The 20,768-nt window shown below is 55.5% G+C and carries 19 protein-coding genes; 11 read left to right on the top strand and 8 right to left on the bottom strand.

Annotated features, from left to right (window positions below):
- Nucleotides 1-105 precede the first annotated feature (105 nt).
- Nucleotides 106-2,415, bottom strand: coding sequence for an MMPL family transporter (locus COHPA_RS0117595; RefSeq protein ID WP_027087467.1), 2,310 nt, complete (start codon nucleotides 2,413-2,415; stop codon nucleotides 106-108).
- 50 nt (nucleotides 2,416-2,465) lie between these two features.
- Nucleotides 2,466-3,086, bottom strand: a complete 621-nt coding sequence (locus COHPA_RS0117600; RefSeq protein ID WP_027087468.1) for a TetR/AcrR family transcriptional regulator — start codon at nucleotides 3,084-3,086, stop codon at nucleotides 2,466-2,468.
- 285 nt (nucleotides 3,087-3,371) lie between these two features.
- On the opposite strand from COHPA_RS0117600, the gene uxuA reads away from it, so the two are divergent.
- Both uxuA and COHPA_RS0117610 read left to right on the top strand, forming a co-directional pair.
- Complete coding sequence (gene uxuA / locus COHPA_RS0117605) at nucleotides 3,372-4,454, top strand: mannonate dehydratase (RefSeq protein ID WP_035119607.1); 1,083 nt, start codon at nucleotides 3,372-3,374, stop codon at nucleotides 4,452-4,454.
- A gap of 5 nt (nucleotides 4,455-4,459) precedes the next feature.
- Entirely contained in the window at nucleotides 4,460-5,305 is an 846-nt protein-coding gene (locus COHPA_RS0117610) for an SDR family oxidoreductase (RefSeq protein WP_027087470.1), read from the top strand.
- 387 nt (nucleotides 5,306-5,692) lie between these two features.
- Here COHPA_RS0117610 and COHPA_RS0117615 read toward each other — a convergent pair whose 3' ends face one another.
- Nucleotides 5,693-6,145 (bottom strand): hypothetical protein, encoded by a 453-nt coding sequence (locus tag COHPA_RS0117615; protein WP_027087471.1) that lies wholly within the window; start codon nucleotides 6,143-6,145, stop codon nucleotides 5,693-5,695.
- 107 nt (nucleotides 6,146-6,252) lie between these two features.
- Here COHPA_RS0117615 and COHPA_RS0117620 point away from each other — a divergent pair, with 107 nt between their 5' ends.
- Together COHPA_RS0117620 and COHPA_RS0117625 are read left to right on the top strand one after the other, a co-directional pair.
- The gene (locus COHPA_RS0117620; RefSeq protein ID WP_027087472.1) at nucleotides 6,253-7,494 is read left to right on the top strand and encodes an MFS transporter; all 1,242 of its coding nucleotides are present in this window, start codon (nucleotides 6,253-6,255) and stop codon (nucleotides 7,492-7,494) included.
- A 147-nt stretch (nucleotides 7,495-7,641) separates the two neighbouring features.
- Entirely contained in the window at nucleotides 7,642-8,424 is a 783-nt protein-coding gene (locus COHPA_RS0117625) for an alpha/beta fold hydrolase (protein ID WP_027087473.1), read from the top strand.
- 42 nt (nucleotides 8,425-8,466) lie between these two features.
- Here the strand turns inward: COHPA_RS0117625 and COHPA_RS0117630 are convergent, their stop codons facing one another.
- Nucleotides 8,467-9,123, bottom strand: coding sequence for an SGNH/GDSL hydrolase family protein (locus COHPA_RS0117630; protein ID WP_027087474.1), 657 nt, complete (start codon nucleotides 9,121-9,123; stop codon nucleotides 8,467-8,469).
- A gap of 112 nt (nucleotides 9,124-9,235) precedes the next feature.
- On the opposite strand from COHPA_RS0117630, the gene COHPA_RS0117635 reads away from it, so the two are divergent.
- On the top strand, nucleotides 9,236-10,492 hold the full coding sequence (locus tag COHPA_RS0117635) for a helix-turn-helix domain-containing protein (RefSeq protein WP_027087475.1): 1,257 nt from the start codon (nucleotides 9,236-9,238) through the stop codon (nucleotides 10,490-10,492).
- Nucleotides 10,493-10,735: 243 nt separating this feature from the next.
- Entirely contained in the window at nucleotides 10,736-11,458 is a 723-nt protein-coding gene (locus tag COHPA_RS0117640; RefSeq protein ID WP_027087476.1) for a type II toxin-antitoxin system prevent-host-death family antitoxin, read from the top strand.
- A 312-nt stretch (nucleotides 11,459-11,770) separates the two neighbouring features.
- Here COHPA_RS0117640 and COHPA_RS0117650 read toward each other — a convergent pair whose 3' ends face one another.
- A complete protein-coding gene (locus COHPA_RS0117650; RefSeq protein WP_027087477.1) occupies nucleotides 11,771-12,184 on the bottom strand; it encodes a hypothetical protein in 414 nt (137 codons plus the stop codon).
- 142 nt (nucleotides 12,185-12,326) lie between these two features.
- Here COHPA_RS0117650 and COHPA_RS0117655 point away from each other — a divergent pair, with 142 nt between their 5' ends.
- The 5 genes from COHPA_RS0117655 to COHPA_RS0117675 all read left to right on the top strand — a co-directional run bounded on the left by COHPA_RS0117655 (nucleotide 12,327) and on the right by COHPA_RS0117675 (nucleotide 15,980).
- A complete protein-coding gene (locus tag COHPA_RS0117655; protein WP_027087478.1) occupies nucleotides 12,327-13,055 on the top strand; it encodes a YqjF family protein in 729 nt (242 codons plus the stop codon).
- A 117-nt stretch (nucleotides 13,056-13,172) separates the two neighbouring features.
- Nucleotides 13,173-13,790: a TetR/AcrR family transcriptional regulator gene (locus COHPA_RS0117660; RefSeq protein WP_027087479.1), complete on the top strand. Its 618-nt coding sequence runs from the start codon at nucleotides 13,173-13,175 to the stop codon at nucleotides 13,788-13,790.
- Entirely contained in the window at nucleotides 13,787-14,146 is a 360-nt protein-coding gene (locus tag COHPA_RS0117665; RefSeq protein WP_027087480.1) for a DMT family transporter, read from the top strand. The genes COHPA_RS0117660 and COHPA_RS0117665 overlap by 4 nt, the downstream gene beginning before the upstream one ends.
- Complete coding sequence (locus COHPA_RS0117670) at nucleotides 14,146-14,460, top strand: DMT family transporter (RefSeq protein ID WP_027087481.1); 315 nt, start codon at nucleotides 14,146-14,148, stop codon at nucleotides 14,458-14,460. Before COHPA_RS0117665 ends, COHPA_RS0117670 begins: the two co-directional genes overlap by 1 nt.
- Before the next feature lie 296 nt (nucleotides 14,461-14,756).
- Nucleotides 14,757-15,980, top strand: a complete 1,224-nt coding sequence (locus tag COHPA_RS0117675) for an IS256 family transposase (protein ID WP_027086000.1) — start codon at nucleotides 14,757-14,759, stop codon at nucleotides 15,978-15,980.
- A 156-nt stretch (nucleotides 15,981-16,136) separates the two neighbouring features.
- Here COHPA_RS0117675 and COHPA_RS0117680 read toward each other — a convergent pair whose 3' ends face one another.
- The 3 genes from COHPA_RS0117680 to COHPA_RS0117690 form a co-directional block, all read right to left on the bottom strand.
- Complete coding sequence (locus tag COHPA_RS0117680; RefSeq protein ID WP_027087482.1) at nucleotides 16,137-17,657, bottom strand: methyl-accepting chemotaxis protein; 1,521 nt, start codon at nucleotides 17,655-17,657, stop codon at nucleotides 16,137-16,139.
- Nucleotides 17,658-17,839: 182 nt separating this feature from the next.
- Complete coding sequence (locus tag COHPA_RS0117685) at nucleotides 17,840-18,979, bottom strand: toxic anion resistance protein (protein ID WP_027087483.1); 1,140 nt, start codon at nucleotides 18,977-18,979, stop codon at nucleotides 17,840-17,842.
- Nucleotides 18,980-19,079: 100 nt separating this feature from the next.
- A complete protein-coding gene (locus COHPA_RS0117690) occupies nucleotides 19,080-20,768 on the bottom strand; it encodes a VWA domain-containing protein (protein WP_027087484.1) in 1,689 nt (562 codons plus the stop codon).

The following is a 20,768-nucleotide window of genomic DNA, read 5'->3' on the forward strand; positions in this document are numbered from 1 at the left end:
ACCGTCCACATATCCACAGCTTTTGTTATCCACACGTTAATATCAACAACTAAAAAGCGCCGTTAAACTTCCGTAGCTGTACGGTCGTTTAACGGCGTTAATCTTTTATGCGGCGTTATGTTCTTTGGCTTTCAGTTCCGCGAGCAGCTTATCGCCTTCGACGTCCAGGTTCGGGACGAGGCGATCCAGCCATCTCGGCAGCCACCAGGCTTTGTCTCCGAAGATCGCCATCACCGCAGGGACGAGCGTCATGCGGACGAGGAACGAGTCGATCAGGATGCCGATGGCGAGCGCGAAGCCGATCTGCTTGATCATGATGTCGTGGCCGAACACGAATCCGGCGAAGACGGACACCATGATGACCGCGGCGGCCACGACGACGAGGCTCGACTGCTTGTAGCCGTCGATGACGCTGTCCGTTCCGCGATGGCCGTGAACGTACGATTCGCGCATCGAGCTGACGAGGAATACTTGGTAGTCCATCGCGAGGCCGTACAGGATGCCGGTGACGAGAATCGGCATGAAGCTGAGCAGCGGCCCGCCGGTGTCGAAGCCGAACAGGGAATGGGCCCAGCCCCACTGGAATACGGCTGTCGTAATGCCGAACGTGGCGAGAACGCTAAGCAGGAAACCCACCGTAGCTTTGATCGGAACGATAACGGAACGGAACACGAGCAGCAGAATGATAACCGATAGGACGACGATGACTCCGACGTAGAGCGGGAACGCCTCCGCGAGCTTCGCCGACATATCGATGTTGATCGCGGTAAAGCCGGTTACGCCTAGCGCGATGCCGTAGGTCTTCGCGAAGGACGAATCAGGATCGCGCAGCGCTTTGACCAAATCTTGCGTTTCCGTGTCGGTCGGCCCGGATTTAGGAATGAGGTTCAGAATCGCCATAGTTCCGGTCTCGTTGACGCCCATCGGGTTCACGATCGAGACGTCCTCGAGCTGCATAAGCTCTTGGACAAGGCCGCCTAGCGCTTCTTGCGAAATCGTTCCGGAGGCGTCTTTAGGCTCGGCGACGAGCAGCAGCGGTCCGTTGAAGCCTTCTCCGAAGCCGCCGGCAATCGCGTCGTAGCTCTGCCTTGTCGTCGTATCCAAGTTCGCGGTGGCTCCGGAAGGGATGCCGAGTTCCATTCTCGCGACGGGAATCGCCGCTACTCCGAGCAGGATGACGACGGCGACGATGATCGCCCACCGATTCCTCACGACGCCGTTCGCCCACTTGGACGAAACATTGTGCTCGTTAGCGTGAGCATTCGATCTGTTCTTCTCGCGCAGCTTGGCCGAGCAGATGCGCTCGCCGACCAATCCGAGCATCGCGGGCAGCAAGGTGAGCGCCACGAGTACGCTGATGAAGACGGTCGCGGCCGCGACAAGCGCCATCGTGGTTAGAAATTCGATGCCGATCACGAGCATGCCGCTTAGGGCGATGACGACCGTCAAGCCGGCGAAGAACACGGCGCTGCCGGCCGTGCCGATCGCCCGGCTAGCCGCCTCGCGGGCGCTCAGCCCTTGGTCGAGAATGATCCGGCGCTGCCGGTTAATGATGAACAGGGAATAGTCGATCCCGACGGCGAGTCCGATCATGAGCGCCAATACCGGCGTAATGCTCGTCATCGTAATGAACTCGGAAATCCCGTAGGCGCCGACGACCCCGACCCCGACGCCGACGATCGCGATCAGCAGCGGAAGTCCCGCGGCGACGACGGAACCTAGCGTAAGGAAGAGCACGACCGCGGCCACGGCGATGCCGATGCCTTCCGTTGCGCCTGTCGCAGGCATAGCGGTTAACGTTTCGCCGGGCAATGCGGCAATGCCGGTACCTTGCTCGGCGGATTCGACCGCGTCGATAACCGCGGTTTTGAGGTCATCGGGCACCGCTGTCTGCTGAACGGTGAAATTGAATTGGAACAAGGCGATGCTGCCGTCGTTGGCGATTAATACGCCGGGTAGCGGAACGCCGTCGATCATGAGCGGTCCGTAGGGCGGCAGTTCGGCAGAAGCAGCAAGCTGCTGCTGTTGCTGCACTTCGGCGCTCTGAGCGGCGTCGCCGGAAGCAGCCTGCTGAGCTGCCGCGTAGTCGGCCGGATTCAGCACCAAGTCAAGCTTGTATACGTCGTTAACCGCTTTGCCGATCGCGGCGAGTCGTTCCGGCGTGTCCAGCCGTTCGCCAGACGGCGCGGTGAACACGACGCTTCCCGATCCGCCGGACGCGGCCGGAAGTTCTTGTGCCAGCTTGTCGAGCACTTTCTGCGATTCCGTGCCCGCGATTCTCATCTCGGAGCTCGTGTGAATGCCGTTGACGCCAAGAATGGCCAAGACGATCCCCAGTATAGCGACCCAGCTTACGATGAATTTCCACGGGTTGTCGTAAGCGGTTCTCCCTATTCGATACAACAATTTAGACATAGCGTTAATGTCTCTCCTCTCAATCTCCATAGCTCTCTATATTTGTCAGTTTAGAATCCGTTGCGCAAATAGCCGAAAACCGTATCCATATACGCATCGAACGCGATCGCGCCCGAAGCCTCTTCCGGCGGTTGGCCCGGCAGCAATACGTTCATGCTTCCGTCGAACATAGGCAGGAGAGCCCCGGTGAAAGCGCTCGTGAGCAAGCGGGTGTATTCCGTCGTGTACCGGTCATGGAACAGGAGGTTTAACATTTCCTGCGCTCCCACTTGCAGCTTGTAGTGCACGCTTAGGATGTACGGCACGAGCGTCGGATACTCTTGGGTTAACGATACGAGCTTGCGCATCTTGCGAAAATATTCGGCCGTGAGCTGCAGCTTCGTAAATTGGAACAGCGCATCCAGCGGAAGGGCGCTTACGGGCATGCGTTCCAGCAGTTCGGCTGCTTCGTCCACTCCGTGAAAAGGGATCGCGGCGCCTGCGACGGCCTCTTCTTTGCACGAGAAGTGGTTGGCGAACGTTCTGCGTGAATAGCCCGCCCGCTGTACGACGTCTTCGACGACGAATCCGTTCAACCCGCGCTCCATCGCGAGCTCGAACGCTGCCTCCGCGAGCGCGTGCGCGGTCGCCTCTTTCTTCAAGTCGCGCAAATTGGGTTTGTTCAACTTCATCTCACCTCTTCGCGTCTGGGAGTATTAACCTAACTCTAGCATTTTCGTTGCCCATTGTGCAACTTTGCATTTAGGGCAATTATGTGAACGCAAAACGATCGCTTACTAAGAATTTCTCTACATTCTTCGATAAGTGTGAGAAAACCGCCCTATTATAATTGAATTGCAGCATTGACCATGCTCTATATAAATGCTACAACCAACATATCGACTATCATGCGCTTCCCGACGTAGAGCTCGCTTGCGTCTGGACGTGCTGTTTATATCTCAAGGGAGGGTTCAGCAGTGAGAATGGTGTTTCGCTGGTACGGCGAAGGCAATGATACGGTTACGTTAAAGCAAATCAAGCAAATTCCGGGTGTCGAAGGCATCGTCTGGGCGCTGCATGACGTGCCCGCGGGCGAGGAATGGCCGATGGAGAAGATCCTCGAATACAAACGGCTGTCCGAACAATCCGGCTTGCATCTCGAGGTGGTCGAAAGCGTTAACGTGCATGACGACATCAAGATCGGCTTGCCTACGCGGGATCTCTATATCGACAATTACAAGAAGACGATCGTCAAGCTCGCCACGGTAGGCGTCAAGACGATCTGCTATAACTTCATGCCGGTGTTCGACTGGGCCCGCACGGATCTGTACAAGGAGATGGAAGACGGCTCGACCGCGCTGTTCATGGAGAAGGCGAAGATCGAGCATATGGATCCGAACGAGCTCGTGCGCAGTATCGCGAACAATCCCGATCTCACGATGCCGGGCTGGGAGCCGGAACGACTCGGACGCTTGACCGAGCTGTTCGAAGCGTACAAGGACGTCACGGAGGAGAAGCTGCGGGATAACCTGCGTTATTTCCTGGAGCAGGTCGTACCCGTCGCCGAAGAGAACGGAATCAAGATGGCGATTCACCCGGACGATCCGCCGTATTCGATCTTCGGCTTGCCGCGCATCGTGAAGAACCGCGAAGATATCCGGCGCATTCTCGATTTCGTGAACAGCCCGTCGAACGGAGTCACGCTGTGCAGCGGCTCGCTCGGAGCCAACCCGAACAACGATATCGCGGCGATGGTTCGCGAGTTTAAAGACCGCATTCCGTTCGCGCACCTGCGCAACGTCAAAGTGTACGACAACGGCGACTTCATCGAGTCTTCGCATCGGACGCAGGACGGTTCGGTTGACATGACCGGCGTCGTGCAGGCGTATAGCGAGATCGGCTTCACGGGCTACGCGAGACCGGACCACGGCCGGCATATTTGGGACGAGCAATGCAGACCGGGCTACGGCTTGTACGATAGGGCGTTAGGCATTATGTATTTATGGGGGCTTTGGGACGCCGCGGAACGGGCGAAACAGACGAAAGGCCAGGGGGCATAACGAACATGAGCGAACAAGGACATTTGAAGGGGCGCGTAGCGGTCATTACCGGAGGGAGCGGCGTTCTTTGCTCGGCGATGGCGAAGGAGCTCGGCAAGCACGGCGTCAAAGTGGCGATCCTTAACCGCACGGTTGAGAAGGGCGAATCGGTAGCGGAGGAAATCCGCAGCGCCGGCGGCGAAGCGATCGCGGTCGCTTGCAACGTGCTGGATCCGGAAAGCGTGAAGAAGGCGGACGAAGTCATTACGCAAGCGCTTGGTCCTTGCGATATTCTCATTAACGGAGCGGGCGGCAACCATCCCGACGGCATTACGACGAAAGAGATTTTCGAGCTGGAGGATCTGCAGAAGCCGGAGGTGAAGACGTTCTTCGACTTAACCGTAGACGGCTTCTCCTCCGTACTGAACCTGAACTTCCTCGGATCGCTTATCCCGACGCAGGCGTTCGCGAAGCACATGGTGAATAAACCGGGTTCGACGGTCATCAATATCTCCTCGATGAGCGCGCCTAGTCCGATGACGAAGGTGCCCGCGTACAGCGCGGCCAAAGCGGCCATCGACAACTTTACGCAGTGGCTGGCCGTACACATGGCGGAGACGGGCATTCGCGTGAACGCGATCGCCCCCGGCTTCTTCCTGACGGAGCAAAATCGCCGATTGCTGACGAACGAAGACGGCTCCTTAACGGAGCGGTCGAACAAGATCATCACCCATACGCCGATGAGACGGTTCGGCAAGCCCGAGGATTTGCTCGGCACGCTCATGTGGCTCGTCGACGACAGCGCCTCCGGCTTCGTCACCGGCGTGACGATACCGGTAGACGGCGGATTCATGGCTTACTCCGGCGTCTAAAGCATCAACAGCAACCCGCAGCTCAGAAGAGCTTGCGGGTTTTTATGTGCCGAGGCAGCCCGCGCCGTCGGGTTCGCCTTGTATGTGGTGCGGAAGCAGCCTGCGCGTCGGTTTTACTGGGATAACAACGAATCGATAGTTATTTTATTGGATTCCGCATTTTCCTAATAAGTAACAACAAATCGATAGTTATTTTCGGCAGGATTGGCCGAGAGGGTCCATCATAAGCTGAATAACTGCAAATAGCTGCTAATAACGCACGTCACCTGGTTTTTCCGAAAATAACTGCAAATAGCTGCTAATAACACACGTCACCTGGTTTCTGTTGCTAATAACGCGACATCACCTGGTTTCTGTTGCTCATGCCGTCATGTCATCTAATGTGATTCAGTCCATACGTGCGAGTTTTCTACGCGGCTTATCCTTCATGAACTGAATCGCTTTCGCCATCTCGGGAACCTCGTCGTTAATCATGCGCCTAAGCAGGTTGAGCGGTCTTCTGTATTTGGGGTTGAAGCCGTCCTCCGCATGCTCGTCGAAAAATAAGGCGGGAGGCTCCGAAGGAGTCGAATAGGCGAAAAGCCGGCCGTTGCGCGATGCGACGAGGACGAGGGGAGATTCGTCGTAGCCTTGGCGGCGCCATTGTCTCAAGGTCATGCGATAGACGCTGACGGTGAAGATGTCGGTATAGACGGCGCCTTTGTAAGTGAACAGAAATTGCACGTTGTATGCCGGATCGCCGGATTCCCCCCATTTTCTGACGATAACATAGGGCTTCCACCAGTCGGGAATACGAAGAATGAACCCGTACTTCTGATCGATATAGCGCAGGGGGATCACGCCTTTCGTTCAATGTCGGTTATCTACACTATTCATCGGACTAATCTTCGGCTCATGGGGAAACGTAAGACGGTGCCCGTCAACAACGACTTTCAAAGGAGATGCTCATGCCCACACGCGAACTCGGCGCCGGTAGAGCGAAAGCCGGGCGGTTTGACCGTCAAACTCGGTTTCTGCTTGTGGTCAACGGACTTTTTATTACCGCGAATGCGTTATCCGGTACTTTCCTTGGGGTGTACATATGGAAAGCAAGCCAGAACTACTTGCTGCTCGGTTGGTATACGCTGTTGTCGCACGTCGTCATGGCGACTACCTTCTGGGTGGCGGGCAACGTCGTGAAAGAAGGCAACAAAATGCTCGTGCTGAGGCTGGGGATCGGGGCTTCCGCCGTATTCTACGGCACCGTCCTGCTGCTTGGCTCAAGCGCGTTCCGTTTCATCTGGCTCCTTGGCATCATTAACGGCTTGGCGGTGGGGTTGTTCTGGCTCGCCTACAACGTCGTCTATTTCGAGGCGACCGACGCGACTACCCGCGACCGCTATAACGGCCTGGCAGGCGTCGTCGGTTCGCTGGTCGGCATCGTCGTCCCATGGTGCTCGGGCTTTCTGCTCTCGCATATGGCCGGAGATCGGGGTTACCGGACGATATTCATGATCTCGCTCGGGATATTCTTGGGGGGCGTGCTGTTCAGCTTTCTGCTCCGCGACCGCAAGACGGAAGGGCATTACGAGTGGGCAATGCCCTTCCGTACGTTAAGAAGCTCGTCGACGCCTTGGCGTCCGGTGTTCGGCGCGTTGGCCGCCCAAGGCTTGCGCGAGAGCGTGTTCGGCGTCATGATCGGGTTACTCGTCTATATCCATACCGGAAGCGAGCTTAAGCTCGGCAACTACGTTCTGATCACGTCGGCGGTGTCATTCGCGAGTTTCTTCGCGGCAGGCAGGTGGTTGAAGCCGCGATGGCGAAGCGGCGGCATGTTGGTCGGATCGGTCGTGATTACGGCGGTGATTCTCGCCTTCTTCTTCGGCGTCGATTATACGACGCTGCTCATCTTCGGCATCGGAGTCGCGCTGTTCTATCCGCTGTATCTGATTCCGATCACGTCGTCGGTGTTCGACCTAATCGGGCAGGACGAAGAAAGCGCGAGACGGCGCGTCGAATTCGTCGTCCTGCGGGAGCTCGGGCTGAACGTCGGCAGAGTTGCCGGAATGATCATCTTCCTGATTACGCTGAGCATCAGCAAAGCGCCGATGGTCATCAACTGCCTGCTGCTTGCGGTCGGCAGCTCGCCGATCGTCAGTTGGATGCTGATGAGGGCTAGGCTTACATGCAATAACCCGGCCAAGGTATGAACTACGAATAGCGTGCAGGGAGTCCAATTCCGGCACGCTTTTTCGCGCGTATTCAGGACGAACGGAGTTGCCAGGCTTCCCCGAGCCGAATAACGTAACGATGATACGCGCAAGCGCGTCAGAACTTCGGAACGGGGGCGTGAGAGCTTGAGTATCGTCAGGGTAAACGGCATTCGAATAAGCTACGCAACGTATGGCGAGGGTTTTCCGTTGATCGCGATTTCGGGGAAAGATAGTAACATGGAATGGTGGCATCCGGCTGTCAAAGAAGCATTAAGCGCGAATAACCGCCTGATTCTGCTGGATAATCGCGGGACGGGGAGGAGCGAAGTTCCGCCCGAATCTTACGGCATATCGGATATGGCCCAAGACGTCGTCGGATTAATGGACGCGTTAGGAATCAGCCAAGCGCATATTCTCGGCCAATCGATGGGCGGGATGATCGCGCAGGAGATCGCGATCGAATATCCGGAACGGGTGGCGAAGCTGATCCTGGCGAGCACGACTTGCGGCGTTACCCGCGTAAGACCGTCGCTCAGAATGCTGAAGTGGATGTTCAGGAAGCCGTCCGTCTTCTCGCCTCGGGATACGTTGAATATGTTGTATTCGAAAACCTATATGCGCGAGTACGCGGATAAGATCGCCGAAGCCGCCGAACGGATGGGCAGCTTCCCACCGTCGGCGAGAACGATGGCCGTTCATAAGGAAGCAAGCAGAAAGTTCGATAGCTTAGCCCGGCTCGGCCGGATCGTCTCGCCTACGCTTATCATTCACGGCCACCGGGACTGGGTATTCCGTCCGCCGCACGCCGTTCTGCTGGCCCGCTATATTCCCGACTCCAAGCTGTTGATGTACGCGAACGCGGGCCATGGCGTCCTGTCGCAGGAGCATCGGAAGGTGATGGAGGAAATTCGCCGGTTTATCGGGTAAAAAATAATAAGCCGCGAAGGATTGTTCCTTCGCGGCTTCATCTTATGAGGTGTGCGACACGCGCAGCTTCGTCTGATCTGCCATGCTGAAGAACGATGGTCTCCGAAGCCACTGAAATCCGACGCTGCGCAGAAAAGCGTTCGCCAGCGCGAATTCGATGTCCGTATGCAGCGCATCGTCGTTCGCCCGATCGGGTTGGCAAGCATGCTTAATTTTCGTCTCGTCGAGGGCGGATTTCACGCTCACGAGCATGCAGCCGGCTTCCGATGCGGCTTCTAGAACGGCTGCTTCGAACGGCGCGAAGTCGTTCCCGTCCGATGCGGTCAGGTCGAACGGAGTGAACAGTACGACGCGTTCGGCATACATACTTAGCTCGTGCAGCATGCGAAGCAACGAATGCTTGAGACGTTCGGGCGTTCTCGTCGCCTCGTCAGGCATTAGGGTGGACAAGTCCGCCCGCGTCAATGGAGGCATGACAAGCCATTCCGGTCTGCGGTTGCGGGCGACATCCATCCATACGGGCTGCGTCAGCCCGTCGGTAACCGTTGCGTACGAAAGGGCGTCGACCCGAATACCGAGCTCGGGATATACCGATTCCAACAAACTTTCCACGATGGATGCCCATCCGGTGTCGTTCGCAGCGGCGACGTTCCGGGCATGAGACAGGAGGAGCAACGATTGTCCTGTACGTAACTGCACGCGATTCCCTCCGTTCATTCTTAAGCGGTTGCTATTATCATACTGCATTTGTTCGTGCGTTTATGGTAAGATTCGTAGCAAACTTGTACCCAGCGAAGGGGAGAACATCCAGATGAATCGCGAACCTTCAAGCCGTCTTCCCTACATCTGCAAGTTAGTCCACGAAACGCTGAGGCTCCCCGTGGCGCTGATCGGTCCAGATTACACGGCCATACAGGAGTGGGGGGATCTGTCGGGAGACCATCCGCGCTCGGGCACGCAGAAGAAGCTATTGCTTCGAATGGCGGATGGCGCAACGGCAGCGACGGTGCCCGTTATCCGCAGCACGAATGATCTAGAGCATGCGATCGTGCTGCCTGTGGATGAAGCGGGTTCGGAGCGAGGGTACGTCGCGATCGGTCCGGTTCTCTACTCGGCGCCTCTAGCCGAGACGATACAGGCGTTATTGGAAGACAACGGCATCCCGCGCGAGGAACGCGCGGAATGGACCGCCTACTATCGGACGCTGCCCGTCGTGACGCAGATGCAGCTCGCCCATGCGGCGATCATGCTGCATCTGCTCGTACATGACGTCGCTCTGGAGGCGCACGATATTCTTAATCAGACTCATGCGCTGGAACGTCCGCTCGTTCCCTCGGAAGAGCTGGAGCAACAACTGCTCTCGAGGCGCGAGAACGAGACGCTCCATCACGATCCGTACATGGAAGGCCGGCTGTTCGATTGCATCCGGAACGGGGACAAAGCGGGGGCGCTTCGGATGCTGGCCGCGTTTCCGGAGGAATCGTTCGGCGTTCTGTCGCGGACAAGCCATCTGCGCAATCGCAAAAATTTAGCCATCGTAACGGTTACGATGGCTACTCGAGCCGCCATTGACGGAGGAATGTTCTGGGAGCTGGCTTATACGCTGAGCGATCTGCATATTCAGAAGATCGAGGATCTTCGGGAGGTGCGCCAAGTCGATCATGCGCGGAAGGACGTCGTGGCCGACTTCGCCGAGCGAGTGCGGCAAATACGGGAGGGGCGGGTTTCCCGGACGATCGGCGAGTGCCAGAACTATATTTTCAACCATCTGTTCGAAGAAATTACGTTAGAGCAGCTCTCGGGCTTGACCGGTTTTAACGGCAATTACATCTCGCAGCGGTTCAAGAAGGAGACGGGCATGCCGTTCCGGGCTTACGTGACGTCCAGGCGGATCGAGGAGGCTTGCCGGCTCATTAAATTCACGAAGCTGTCGTTCACGGAGATCGCGGCGAGGCTTTGCTTCCACGATCAAAGCCATTTCACGAAAGCGTTCAAGAAGCAGACGGGGGTTACCCCCAAGCAATATCGTCTCGATGCGGCGGGGCAATTCGACGGGATCAAGCCTTAGTTCGGCGAAAGCCGCGCTAAGGTTTTTTTGCGTTAGGCGGCGCCGATGGAAGAGGCGGTTGTGAGATGTATTGGTGCAGGTCATTTGGATCAATAAGGCGATTTCAAGCTTACTAACTGTTTTCAGTACAGTTACGGGGAACGTATTGCTGGATGTCTATTTTAGCTAAAACGAATGACTTTTTGGTTGAAATAGCTAATATAGTATATAATATAATTATATTAGCTAAAAGGAGTGCGTACCATGAGGGTTCCGTCCACGCAAGTTCAGAACAATTTCGGCAAGTATCTGAAGTACGTCGAAGCGAACGAAGAAATCATCGTGACCCGCAAAGGCAAGGATATTGCCAAAATCGTGCTTGCCGATCCTTATCCGGATGGCGTAAGGGAAGGGGCGGCAGAGTACCATACAAGCGGCGGATGGGTCTCGTACGAGGAGTTTGTGGAGCTGACGGAAGCTTCCGAGCAGAGGTTCGAACTGATTGACGGGGTCGTTTACAATCTGGCCTCGCCGTCGTTCAAGCACCAGCAAATCATTGCGGAGCTGCTCGTCTCTTTCCATAATTGGTTCAAAGGGAAGAATTGCACGGCACTTCCTTCTCCGTTCGATATTACGCTGCATAAAGCAGAGAACAACATCTGCGTCGTTCAGCCTGACGTCATCGTAATATGCGATAAAGACAATAGAGATAAGAAGGATCGGTATACGGGAGTACCCGTCCTCGTCGTTGAAGTGTTGTCTCCATCCACTCGAAGCAAAGATATGATCAAGAAACTAGATTTATATAAGCAATGCGGGGTCGAAGAATATTGGATCATCGACCCCATGAACGATCAACTAACCGTATACCGGCTCGAAGACAATGAAATCGAGAATCACAAAACCTACGTCCGGCGCGGTGAACCGGAGGCGCGATCGTTTTATTTCGAAGGGCTGACGGTCGCGTTGGACGATTTATTCGGTTGAGGGTCCGGCCATGTTCCGGGCGCACACGCTGCGTTGGCCTACTTGATAACGATCAGTAAAAAATAAAGAGGTGTCCCTCGGTCGAATCGACCTTGTGACAACCTCTTTTGCGTTTTATAGTTGTGCCATTCTATCAAGTAACCAGTAAAGAAGAGCGGCGGGTTCCGAAATGAGGGAAAAGGCGCAAATGGACTGGGTATCGTCGATGGAAGGAACCAAGCAAGAAGGTAAGATCGAGGGTAAAGTCGAAAGTCAATCCGAGATCGTCCTGAAGAGCCAATTTAAAGGCACGAGCGGGTTTATTTGATGCTGTTATTTTTTGTTGAACAAGTTCATGAGCGGCATTATCGACTTCACAACGCCCATGCCCATCTGGACGATCGGCCAAGCCTGTTTCATGAAGCTCATCAGTCCGGCAATGCCTCCGAGACCTCCGAGCAATCCGCCTCCGGCAGCCGCTCCCGCCGCACCGGCGCCTCCCGCGGCGGCTCCGCCGAGCAAGCCCCCGCCGAGCGCGGGGAATAGACCGGATACTTTCGCTTTGCCCTTCCGCGAAGCGGGAGTGCGCATGCGGCCTTGCCCTTTGGCCCCGGCGAGCAGCAGTTGTCCGTTCTTTACGCCCTGTATCCGTCCGATATAGTAGGTTCCGTCGTTCAGCACGACGCAAACGGGCTCACCGGCCAATCGCCTGGCCTGTTCGATCTTCCGAGTCGCAGATTCGTTCATGGCGTGCTCCTTTATATGAGTAATGGATGGTATAGGATATGCGCGAAGGCGCGCTCGGCTTGTACGGATGTCCTAGGGTTATTCGCGAGTCCGTTGATCATAATGGGAGTATCTGGAGCATTCGCGACAGGAGGCGTCCGCGATGAGAACCGACCATCGGCCTTGGCCGATACCCGATCGATCCTGGATTATGAAGCAAATATGGAACAGGCTATTGTTCGCGCACTGGCCGATTGACCCCGGCACGATGGAGCGGTTTATCCCAAGGGGGTTGAAGCTTGACACCAATGACGGCAAAGCATGGCTCGGCATCGTGCCGTTCCGCATGGACGGCGTCCGACTGAAGTATTTACCGCCCGTGCCGCCCGTTTCGGCGTTCCCAGAATTGAACGTGCGGACCTACGTAACGGTAAACGACAAACCGGGCGTGTATTTCTTCAGTATGGACGCGACATGCTTGCCCGTGGTCAAAGGCGCGAAGTGGCTATTTCATTTGCCCTACCATTGGGCGGATATCGAGTGGAGAGAACGGGAGAACCGCGTGCATGTTCAGAGCGTGCGGAGAAACGCCGAAGACGGTTATCTTTTTCGCGCGGAATACAGGCCGTTGTCTTCTGCCTATCGCGCGAAGCCCGGCTCGCTGGCTCACTGGCTGACGGAGAGATACTGCCTATACGCAGCGCATCGGGAACGTCTTTATCGCTGCGAGATTCTTCATGAACCGTGGCTGCTGCACGATGCGGAAGGAACGATCTATACGAATACGATGGTAGAGCCGCTAGGACTAAAGCTTCCTGAAGAGGAGCCGCTACTGCATTACGCGGAGCGACAGGAGGTCGTGGTGTGGGGGTTGGAGGAGGTGAATAGATAAGAGAAGCCGGGCATAGAAAGGGAGGTCGTGCAGGCGCGGATTGTTATTATCGTACATGCGTGCTAAAATAAATTTATTATCATACAAATGTACCATATACGAGGGGACTCGTGCGGCATGCCCAAAGTCGTCGATCATGACAAACAAAGAGAGAAAATCGCGGAAGCCGCCTGGAAAGTGATCCGGAGCGGCGGCTTAGCCCAAGCGACCGTGCGCAACATCGCGCAGGAAGCCGGGTTATCGTTCGGGGCGATGCGCCACTATTTCAACAGCCAATCCGAACTGCTCCGCTTTGCGATGAATCTGGTCTCCGACAGAGTCAAGGAACGGATCCGCTCGATGCGATTGTTCGCCTCCGGGTTCAATATGGAGGACGCGAAGCGATTGCTAATGCAACTCCTGCCGCTTGACGAGGAGAGTACGCTGGAGATGGAAGTATGGCTCGCCTTCTCTGCGAAGTCGCTTAGCGATCCGGAATTGAAGCCGCGCAGCGACGAGGTGTACGACGAACTGCGCAAAGTCATGATGGATATCGTTGGCGCGATGATTCGGACGGAGACGGCGAAGCCGGGGCTGGACGAGGAATTGGAAGCGGAGCGATTGTACGCGTTGATCGACGGATTGGCGCTGCACCGCATGTTGCGACCGGGCAGCCTATCGCCGGCCATGATGGAAGCCGTCTTGACGCATCACTTGAATTCCCTATGCGATAAGGAAGGGAGCGATAGAACATGAGCGAAGGGCAAGCGAAGCCAGACAAACCGCTGACCGCGAATCGGGCATGGGCGTATGTCACTCTGGGGGGCGCGCTGGAAATCGTATGGGCGTCGGGCTTCAAGTATGAAGCGGTCCCTTCGATCGTCGTGCTGATCTCCCTTCTCTTGAGCTTCGACCTTATCATACGGGCAACGAAAGTCATTCCCGTCGGCACGACGTATGCCGTGTTCGCGGCTATCGGGACGATCGGAACGGTCGCGGTGGAAGCGGTTGCCTCGAACGGCGACGTCTCTATCCGTAGAATCGGAATCATTCTGCTGTTGCTTGGGTTTATCGTCGGATTGAAGCTGACGTCGGGCAAGGAGGAACGCTGATGGCATGGATGATGCTCATCTTCGCCGGCCTGATGGAGGTGCTAGGCGTAATTGGCATTAAGAGGGTCGCGGCCAACAACAACTGGCCGAACAACATTCTAATGATCGGCAGCTTCATCGTAAGCTTCCAATTCCTGCTCCAGGCCCTCGAGACGATCCCGCTGTCGACGGGGTATGCGGTCTGGACGGGAATCGGCACGGTCGGTGCCGCTATCGTCGGCATGGCGTTCTTCCGGGAGCCGCGCAACGTGATGCGGATCGCGTGCATCATCGGAATTGTCGGTTGCGTAGTCGGCTTGAAGTTGACGGAGTAACTTAAGATGCGGAAATCGTGGCCGTACCTGCATGGAATACAGTTTGTTGGCTAAAGAGAATGAGTTTATGGCAATTTACCTGCACGGAATACATGCGGATATCTCTAAACGACTTCATAAACCATTTTCAACCGAAATAAGTGTACTTCGTGCATATAGAGAGTTCAAATTCAGCTAACTCAAGTTAAGTCCATATAATTGTGTAAAATGGTTGTCCTAAAAAAGGAGAGCCATAAATAAATTCCTCTCTTAAAATGAAAGTTGTCGAGACCCATTTTAGAGGAGGATTTTTATTTATGGCTCAGTATCAGATTACCGTAGATACGGCATTGTTGCATCAACTGTTTTTAGGAAAAGGACAAGATTCTGGTGTGAATGGTTTGTTGGAATCCGTGTTAAACCAGGTTCTCCAAGCACAAGTAGCTGAGCAGGCAGGAGCAGATAAGTATGAGCGATCCGACGAAAGGACGGGATACCGCAATGGGACTTATCCTCGTAAACTAACGACTCGTGTAGGAAGCATTACACTGCATGTACCTCGGCTTAGGGACGGCAGCTTCTCTACGGAGCTTTTCGCCCGGTATCAAAGAAGCGAACAAGCTTTGATGCTCTCTCTTATGGAAATGGTGATTAACGGCGTATCCACACGCAAAGTAACCACGATTACGGAAGAATTGTGCGGAGCCGAGTTTTCTAAATCGACAGTGAGCGAGCTCTGCAAACAACTGGATCCTATCGTAAGCAGCTGGAATAACCGGCCGCTTCATGAAACTTCCTACCCGTTTATCTCGGTCGACGCCATGTTCGTTAAAGTGCGTGAAGATGGGCGGGTTCGTTCCCGTGGCGTCATGATTGGCTATGGCGTAAACAAGGACGGGCAACGTGAGATTTTGGGCCTCATGCTCGGTGACACCGAAAGCGAGGCAAGCTGGAGCGAGTTCTTTAGCTCGCTTAAGGCTCGCGGGCTTCGTGGTGTCGAGTTAGTGGTTAGTGATCACCATGGCGGCCTTGTACGCGCTGTAAGGCAACATTTCCAAGGTATAACGTGGCAGAGATGCCAAATGCACTTCATCCGCAACGTTCTAGACGCAGCGCCGAAAGCACTGAAGACCGAGATTAAAGGCCGTGTCCGATCGATATTTGAAGCGCCCGATCTAGAGACTGCTCGACAGTATCTGAAGCAGACCCTAGAGGCGTATTCGAGCAAAGCAGCTAAAGCGATGGAGACGCTGGAGAGCGGTTTTGACGATGCTACAGCTATTATTGTATATCCTGAAGCGTACCGAATTCGGCTAAGAACCACGAATGGCGTGGAGCGTTTAAATGCCGAAATCCGGCGGAGGGAGAGTGTGATACGGATCTTTCCTAACCGGGAATCTGTTATTCGCCTACTAGGCGCAGTCCTGATGGAGTACGAGGAAAAGTGGACAAGCGGCCGGCGCTATTTCAACATGGATGAGTATTACGAATGGAAGAAAACAGCACCAAACCCTGCTAGTAACGTCATCCGTATCGGTTAACTTTTAAGCAGAGGATTTTACACACAATTTTGGACTTGATCCTAACTCACTCCTAAAACTGTATTCGATACAGTTATTCAATGATCTAATGTTACAAAGCACTCATACCAAACGGCCTCGCCCTAATCAAAGGGCGAGGCCATTATTATGGCATTCTTACAAGGCAACTTTAACCAAGTTCTCCTCGGCTTCTTTAATGCGCTCCATGCTGTTACGGTTGCTCTGGAGCAGCGACTCCAGCGTCGCGGACAACTGCTGCAGCGTTGCCGATGCTTGCTCGCTGATCGAAGCCAAGTTCGAGGTAGAATCCGCGATGACGCCTGACGAGCCGCTAATCCGGTCCATCAAGGTGCCGTAGCCTTGGGACAGCTTCTGCAACTGGGCAATCGCGGTTGTAATCGAGACGAACGATTCTTGCGCGCGCAGCGCGACTTCGTTGCTCTCGTGCATGCGGGTCGAAGCTTCGTTCAGCTTGGCGCGGGTACGTTCGGACTGCGCGGTAAATTCGTTCAACTGCTCCGTAATCCGAATCGCCGCCTGCGACGTCATATCGGAGAGCTTGCGAATCTCCGTCGCGACGACGGCAAAGCCGCGGCCTTGCTCGCCGGCTCTGGCCGCCTCGATGCTGGCGTTCAACGAGAGCAAGTCGGTCTGGCTGGCGATGTCGCGGATCGTCGCGCTGAATTGGCTCGTCTCCGCCAGCCGATCGATCAGCGTCGTCGTTTCAACCGTCACCGCTTCGATATCGTTGCGGAAGCTCGCGTTCGATTCGAACAGCGATTCCATGCTTCTCGCGCCTTGCTCCGATAGCTCGGCTGCGCTGTCCGTCTTCTCCAGCAGCTCATGGATCGAGTCGGACATTTCGTGCACGAGGCCGTTCAGGCCGGAGATCGAATCGCTGATCGAGAGCGTCGATTCGACCTGATCGTTCGCGCCGCGGGATATTTCGCCGAAGGCGGCGTTCATCTGTTCGAAGCTCTCGACGTTATGTTCGGATGCCTGTGTAATCGAATTCAAGTGAACCGACACCGAAGATACGTTATCGAGCAATTTCTGCTTCTGTTCCTGCTGCTCGCCCGATAGCTTCTCGGCTTCCAGTCGCGCGCTTTCCATATCTTTATTCATTAAAGCCGAGGTGCGGTAGATCGCATAGAACATCGCGGAAATCAGAACGTACACGATGATATAAGTCGGAGACGTCTCCGAATCGAGATTCAACTGCTCGGCCTGCCCGATCACGACATAAAGAAGCATGGCGAAGCCAAGCCCGAGACCTAGCAGAAGCGGGATATGCTGCATGAAGACAGTGCTGATCAAGAGCAAGTAGATGATAGAGAAGGTGTTGGATAAGTTCGGAGTGTTGAGGATCGTATAAATCGAACTGATGGCGCAGCCGATGACGGCGATATAGGAGATCGAGAAAATAAAACGGCGGGTAAAATGGAAAAATGCGAACGTACCGGTCGAAAGGAGGAGCAACCCGACAATAAGCAGAGAGTCTAATGTGAGACCGCTGCTGCCGATAAAGGCTAGAACGGTCAACGTCGTGAGCGCGGCCGTGAATGCCATGCCCAGGAACGCGACGTTATTGCGCCGTACCGCGTCCAGCTCTTTAACGGATAATTGCTTGTCCCTTTCCGCTGTATACCGTTTCAATTGCCTAAGTTTTGCTCGCATGTTGTCATCTTCCTTCGGTAGTAGAATAGGCTCACCTAGAAAGTACCACCCTTAGTTTTCACAGTCAACAAAGTTCGACAAAAATCGCGCGTTACAAATCAAAATAGTTTAATAACAAAGCCCATAACGAAAGCCTGCCGACATTCGGCAGGCCCTCGCGATTCCCCGCTCGTCTCAGTCTTCTACAACCCCAGCTTTTGTCCCTTTTCCAGCCGCTGGATTTGCTGCTCGCCTTGATTCGCCAGCTCCCTGAACTGGTTGATCGCCTCGCGCATCCTCGGCAATGCCTCCTGCTTGTAAGTGCTGATCGAATCGAGCGCGGACAGCACGTCGGTGAACGCTTGCTTCAACGTGTCCACGGAGATGCTCGTTTCCATCGATTGCTTCTGAATTGCCGCGCCTTGGTCTTTGAGCATGCGGGAAGTGCCGCTAATGAGCGCGTCGGTCGTCTGATTGAGCAGCTCGATTTTCTTCAGTACGATCCGCTGATTGTATAGCGCGCTCGCGACCGTAACCGATATTTTGAGCGCGGATACCGTCACGTTGCGGGCGCGGTCGACGCCGCGGACGAGCTCCTTGTTGTTGCGGACGACGACTTCGATCGCCATGATGCCTTGCTGGTTGACGACGAGCATTTGCTGCAAATCCATCACCCGTTGCCGCAGCGGGAACAGAACCTCCTCCGTAATGAACCTGATTTTGTCCTCGGACTCTCCTCGCGCCTTGGCGGCCTCTACCTGAGCCTCGATCTCCGCGTCCATCAGCGCGCCGAGCTGAATTTCCTTCTGGAGCTTCTTGGTCAGCTCGCGCAAAGCCTGCTGCTCGAATTCGAGCGTCGTGTTGTCGTTCTTCAAGACGACTTTGCCTTTATCGAGCGAGCCGATGATGTCGGAGATGACGGAGTCGGCCTTCTGGTACTTGGCGAAATAGCTGCGGATCGGGTTGAAAAACTTGCCGAGCAGACCGGTCTTGGCGAAGTCCACCATGCTCGGATCGAGATCCTTGAGCTGCTGCTGGAGCGCCGTCAGCCCTCTAGCCACTTGACCGCCTTCGTCTCCGGATTTGGACAGCGTCCCGACCGATACTCGCAGCAGCGCGTTTTTCTCCGACGACGACTTCATGGAATGAAGACCGAAGTCATCGATCGACTGCAGAATCTTCCTGCGCTTCTCCGTCGATTCGAGATCGAGATCCAGAAGGGAAGAGACGTTATTCTTCGCCAGCGTCTGCAACTGTTCGACCTCCTCGGGCACCGGCTTTACCTGTTCCTCGATCGCCGTCTTCAGCGTCTCCGGGTTTACGACTTCCATGGTGAACGACATGATAGTACCTCCTCGATAAATTGAATCTTCGTCGGGCTCGATTTGACTCACCCTCGATATAATGAATCTTCGTCGGGCTCGATCTGACTCACCCTCCGATTCACATTTGAACGTTGAGCAGATTGCCGATTTTATAGGTGACGTCGTCGGTATCCGCATTGATGCTAGCCGCCTCGTTGATGGACGAGATGCTCTGCAGCGCTTGGATGTTGGCGTTGTAGCCGATCGTGTAGATCGGGATCTTGTACGTCTCGATGAGCGAACGGATGTCCTCGAGCGAGTTGCCCTTGTTCGTCTCGCCGTCGCTAAGCACGAAGATGAGGGGTTTGACGTTCGGATTGGCAGCTAGCTCATCCTGCAGCATCTTGATCGCGACGACGATGCCGTCGAACGTGGCCGTTCCGCCTCCGGCCTGCAGACTGTCGATCGCGCCGATGAGCAGCGATTGCTGGTTGGCGTCGTACTTCCCGACCGGGACGTTGATCGTTACGGTGTCGGAATACGAGACGAAGCCGATCCGGTTGTCGCGGCCGAGATACTTCTGTCCGTTGCGGAGCGACTCTTTCAATCGCTTAAGGGGGTCGCCCTCCATGCTGCCGGATACGTCCGCTACGAATACGGCGGATATCGGCTTGCTGCCGTTCTTCTTCTCCTTCCACAGCTTCTGGGCGGATGCGAGCAGATGGCCGCCTGTGGGCGCAACCTCGGAGCGGTAGTCTTCGAGACCGTTGAAACCGCGTTCCTTCGCTAGCTTCTGGTAAGGATCCCGCATCGCGAACTCCGCGAATTTCTTCAGAATGTCCAGCTTATCCGCAGGCGGCTGGCCGAGCGCGAAGAGCGGGCTGTCGTGCCTGACGCCGAAAGGAGTGAACACGTAGCTGTCCTTTAATTCAGGCGCGTTCGCGAATTGCTGATATTCCAGCACGAACGCGTCGAGCATGCCCGTCTTGGCCGCGTCGCGCATCTGCAGCGTGGTGGACGCGATGAAGGGGACGTTAGCCTGAAACCGCTCGAACCCTTGAACCGCCTGCTCTCCGAGCAGATTGGCGCTGTCGAACGTGGACAGGGCGGTGACGAGGAAGTTGAGTCCCGTCGAGCTGGCGAACGGATCGGTGTATCCCATGGCCAGCTCGCCCGAGGCGATCGCGTCGGTAATCGTCTTGACGTTCACGGCGCCGTATTTATCGACGAGTTGCTGATACTTGGCCTTCGAAGTGACGATGCCGGCAACGTTGCCGGCGAGCCGCTGGGCGACAAGCTCGATCGGCGTACCCTGAGCCTTGACCATCTCGCCCCAGAGCTCGTTCGAAGGGGTAAAGGCATCGGGTACGTATTTACCGGATCGGATGTAATCCGTAGCGGTCCCGGATGCGATGTTGCGGATGCGCACGGATACCGGCTGTCCGTTCACCTCGATATTCGCGGCGTTGAACGCCTCGGCGACTTCGTTCAACCAGCCGTCGTTGCCCGTGCCGGACTTTTCGGTGGAGGAGAAAATTTCGACGAAGCCGCCGGTCGTCGCCTCCACCGAAACCGGGTACTTCGAGATGTCCGGCAGCGAATCGGCGACGGAGGCGGGGTCGAGGTCGATCTGGCCTTTGACAGGCTCCGCGGTCGTCGCGGATATGCGGCGGTACAGTTTATCCAGCCGCTCGGCCGCGTTCTCCGCCGTCGCTTCCTTGTCGGTCTTGCCCCAATTCGAAGTCCATTGGATTCCGAAGTACACGAGCGCGAACACGATGACCGCAATGGCGGCCAGGACCGCGAACGCTTTGCCCCTCGTTGCCAT

It is taken from the genome of Cohnella panacarvi Gsoil 349 (assembly GCF_000515335.1).
Taxonomy (GTDB): Bacteria; Bacillota; Bacilli; order Paenibacillales; family Paenibacillaceae; genus Cohnella; species Cohnella panacarvi.

Bases quoted from the DNA above. Each gene is read 5' to 3' on its own strand.
- COHPA_RS0117675 (WP_027086000.1), top strand. From the start codon at position 14,757: ATGGCTCAGTATCAGATTACCGTAGATACGGCATTGTTGCATCAACTG.
- COHPA_RS0117610 (WP_027087470.1), top strand. From the start codon at position 4,460: ATGAGCGAACAAGGACATTTGAAGGGGCGCGTAGCGGTCATTACCGGA.
- COHPA_RS0117640 (WP_027087476.1), top strand. From the start codon at position 10,736: ATGAGGGTTCCGTCCACGCAAGTTCAGAACAATTTCGGCAAGTATCTG.
- COHPA_RS0117665 (WP_027087480.1), top strand. From the start codon at position 13,787: ATGAGCGAAGGGCAAGCGAAGCCAGACAAACCGCTGACCGCGAATCGG.
- COHPA_RS0117620 (WP_027087472.1), top strand. From the start codon at position 6,253: ATGCCCACACGCGAACTCGGCGCCGGTAGAGCGAAAGCCGGGCGGTTT.
- COHPA_RS0117650 (WP_027087477.1), bottom strand. From the start codon at position 12,184: ATGAACGAATCTGCGACTCGGAAGATCGAACAGGCCAGGCGATTGGCC.
- COHPA_RS0117670 (WP_027087481.1), top strand. From the start codon at position 14,146: ATGGCATGGATGATGCTCATCTTCGCCGGCCTGATGGAGGTGCTAGGC.
- COHPA_RS0117685 (WP_027087483.1), bottom strand. From the start codon at position 18,979: ATGTCGTTCACCATGGAAGTCGTAAACCCGGAGACGCTGAAGACGGCG.
- COHPA_RS0117600 (WP_027087468.1), bottom strand. From the start codon at position 3,086: ATGAAGTTGAACAAACCCAATTTGCGCGACTTGAAGAAAGAGGCGACC.
- COHPA_RS0117680 (WP_027087482.1), bottom strand. From the start codon at position 17,657: ATGCGAGCAAAACTTAGGCAATTGAAACGGTATACAGCGGAAAGGGAC.
- COHPA_RS0117660 (WP_027087479.1), top strand. From the start codon at position 13,173: ATGCCCAAAGTCGTCGATCATGACAAACAAAGAGAGAAAATCGCGGAA.
- COHPA_RS0117635 (WP_027087475.1), top strand. From the start codon at position 9,236: ATGAATCGCGAACCTTCAAGCCGTCTTCCCTACATCTGCAAGTTAGTC.
- COHPA_RS0117655 (WP_027087478.1), top strand. From the start codon at position 12,327: ATGAGAACCGACCATCGGCCTTGGCCGATACCCGATCGATCCTGGATT.
- COHPA_RS0117595 (WP_027087467.1), bottom strand. From the start codon at position 2,415: ATGTCTAAATTGTTGTATCGAATAGGGAGAACCGCTTACGACAACCCG.
- COHPA_RS0117690 (WP_027087484.1), bottom strand. From the start codon at position 20,768: ATGGCAACGAGGGGCAAAGCGTTCGCGGTCCTGGCCGCCATTGCGGTC.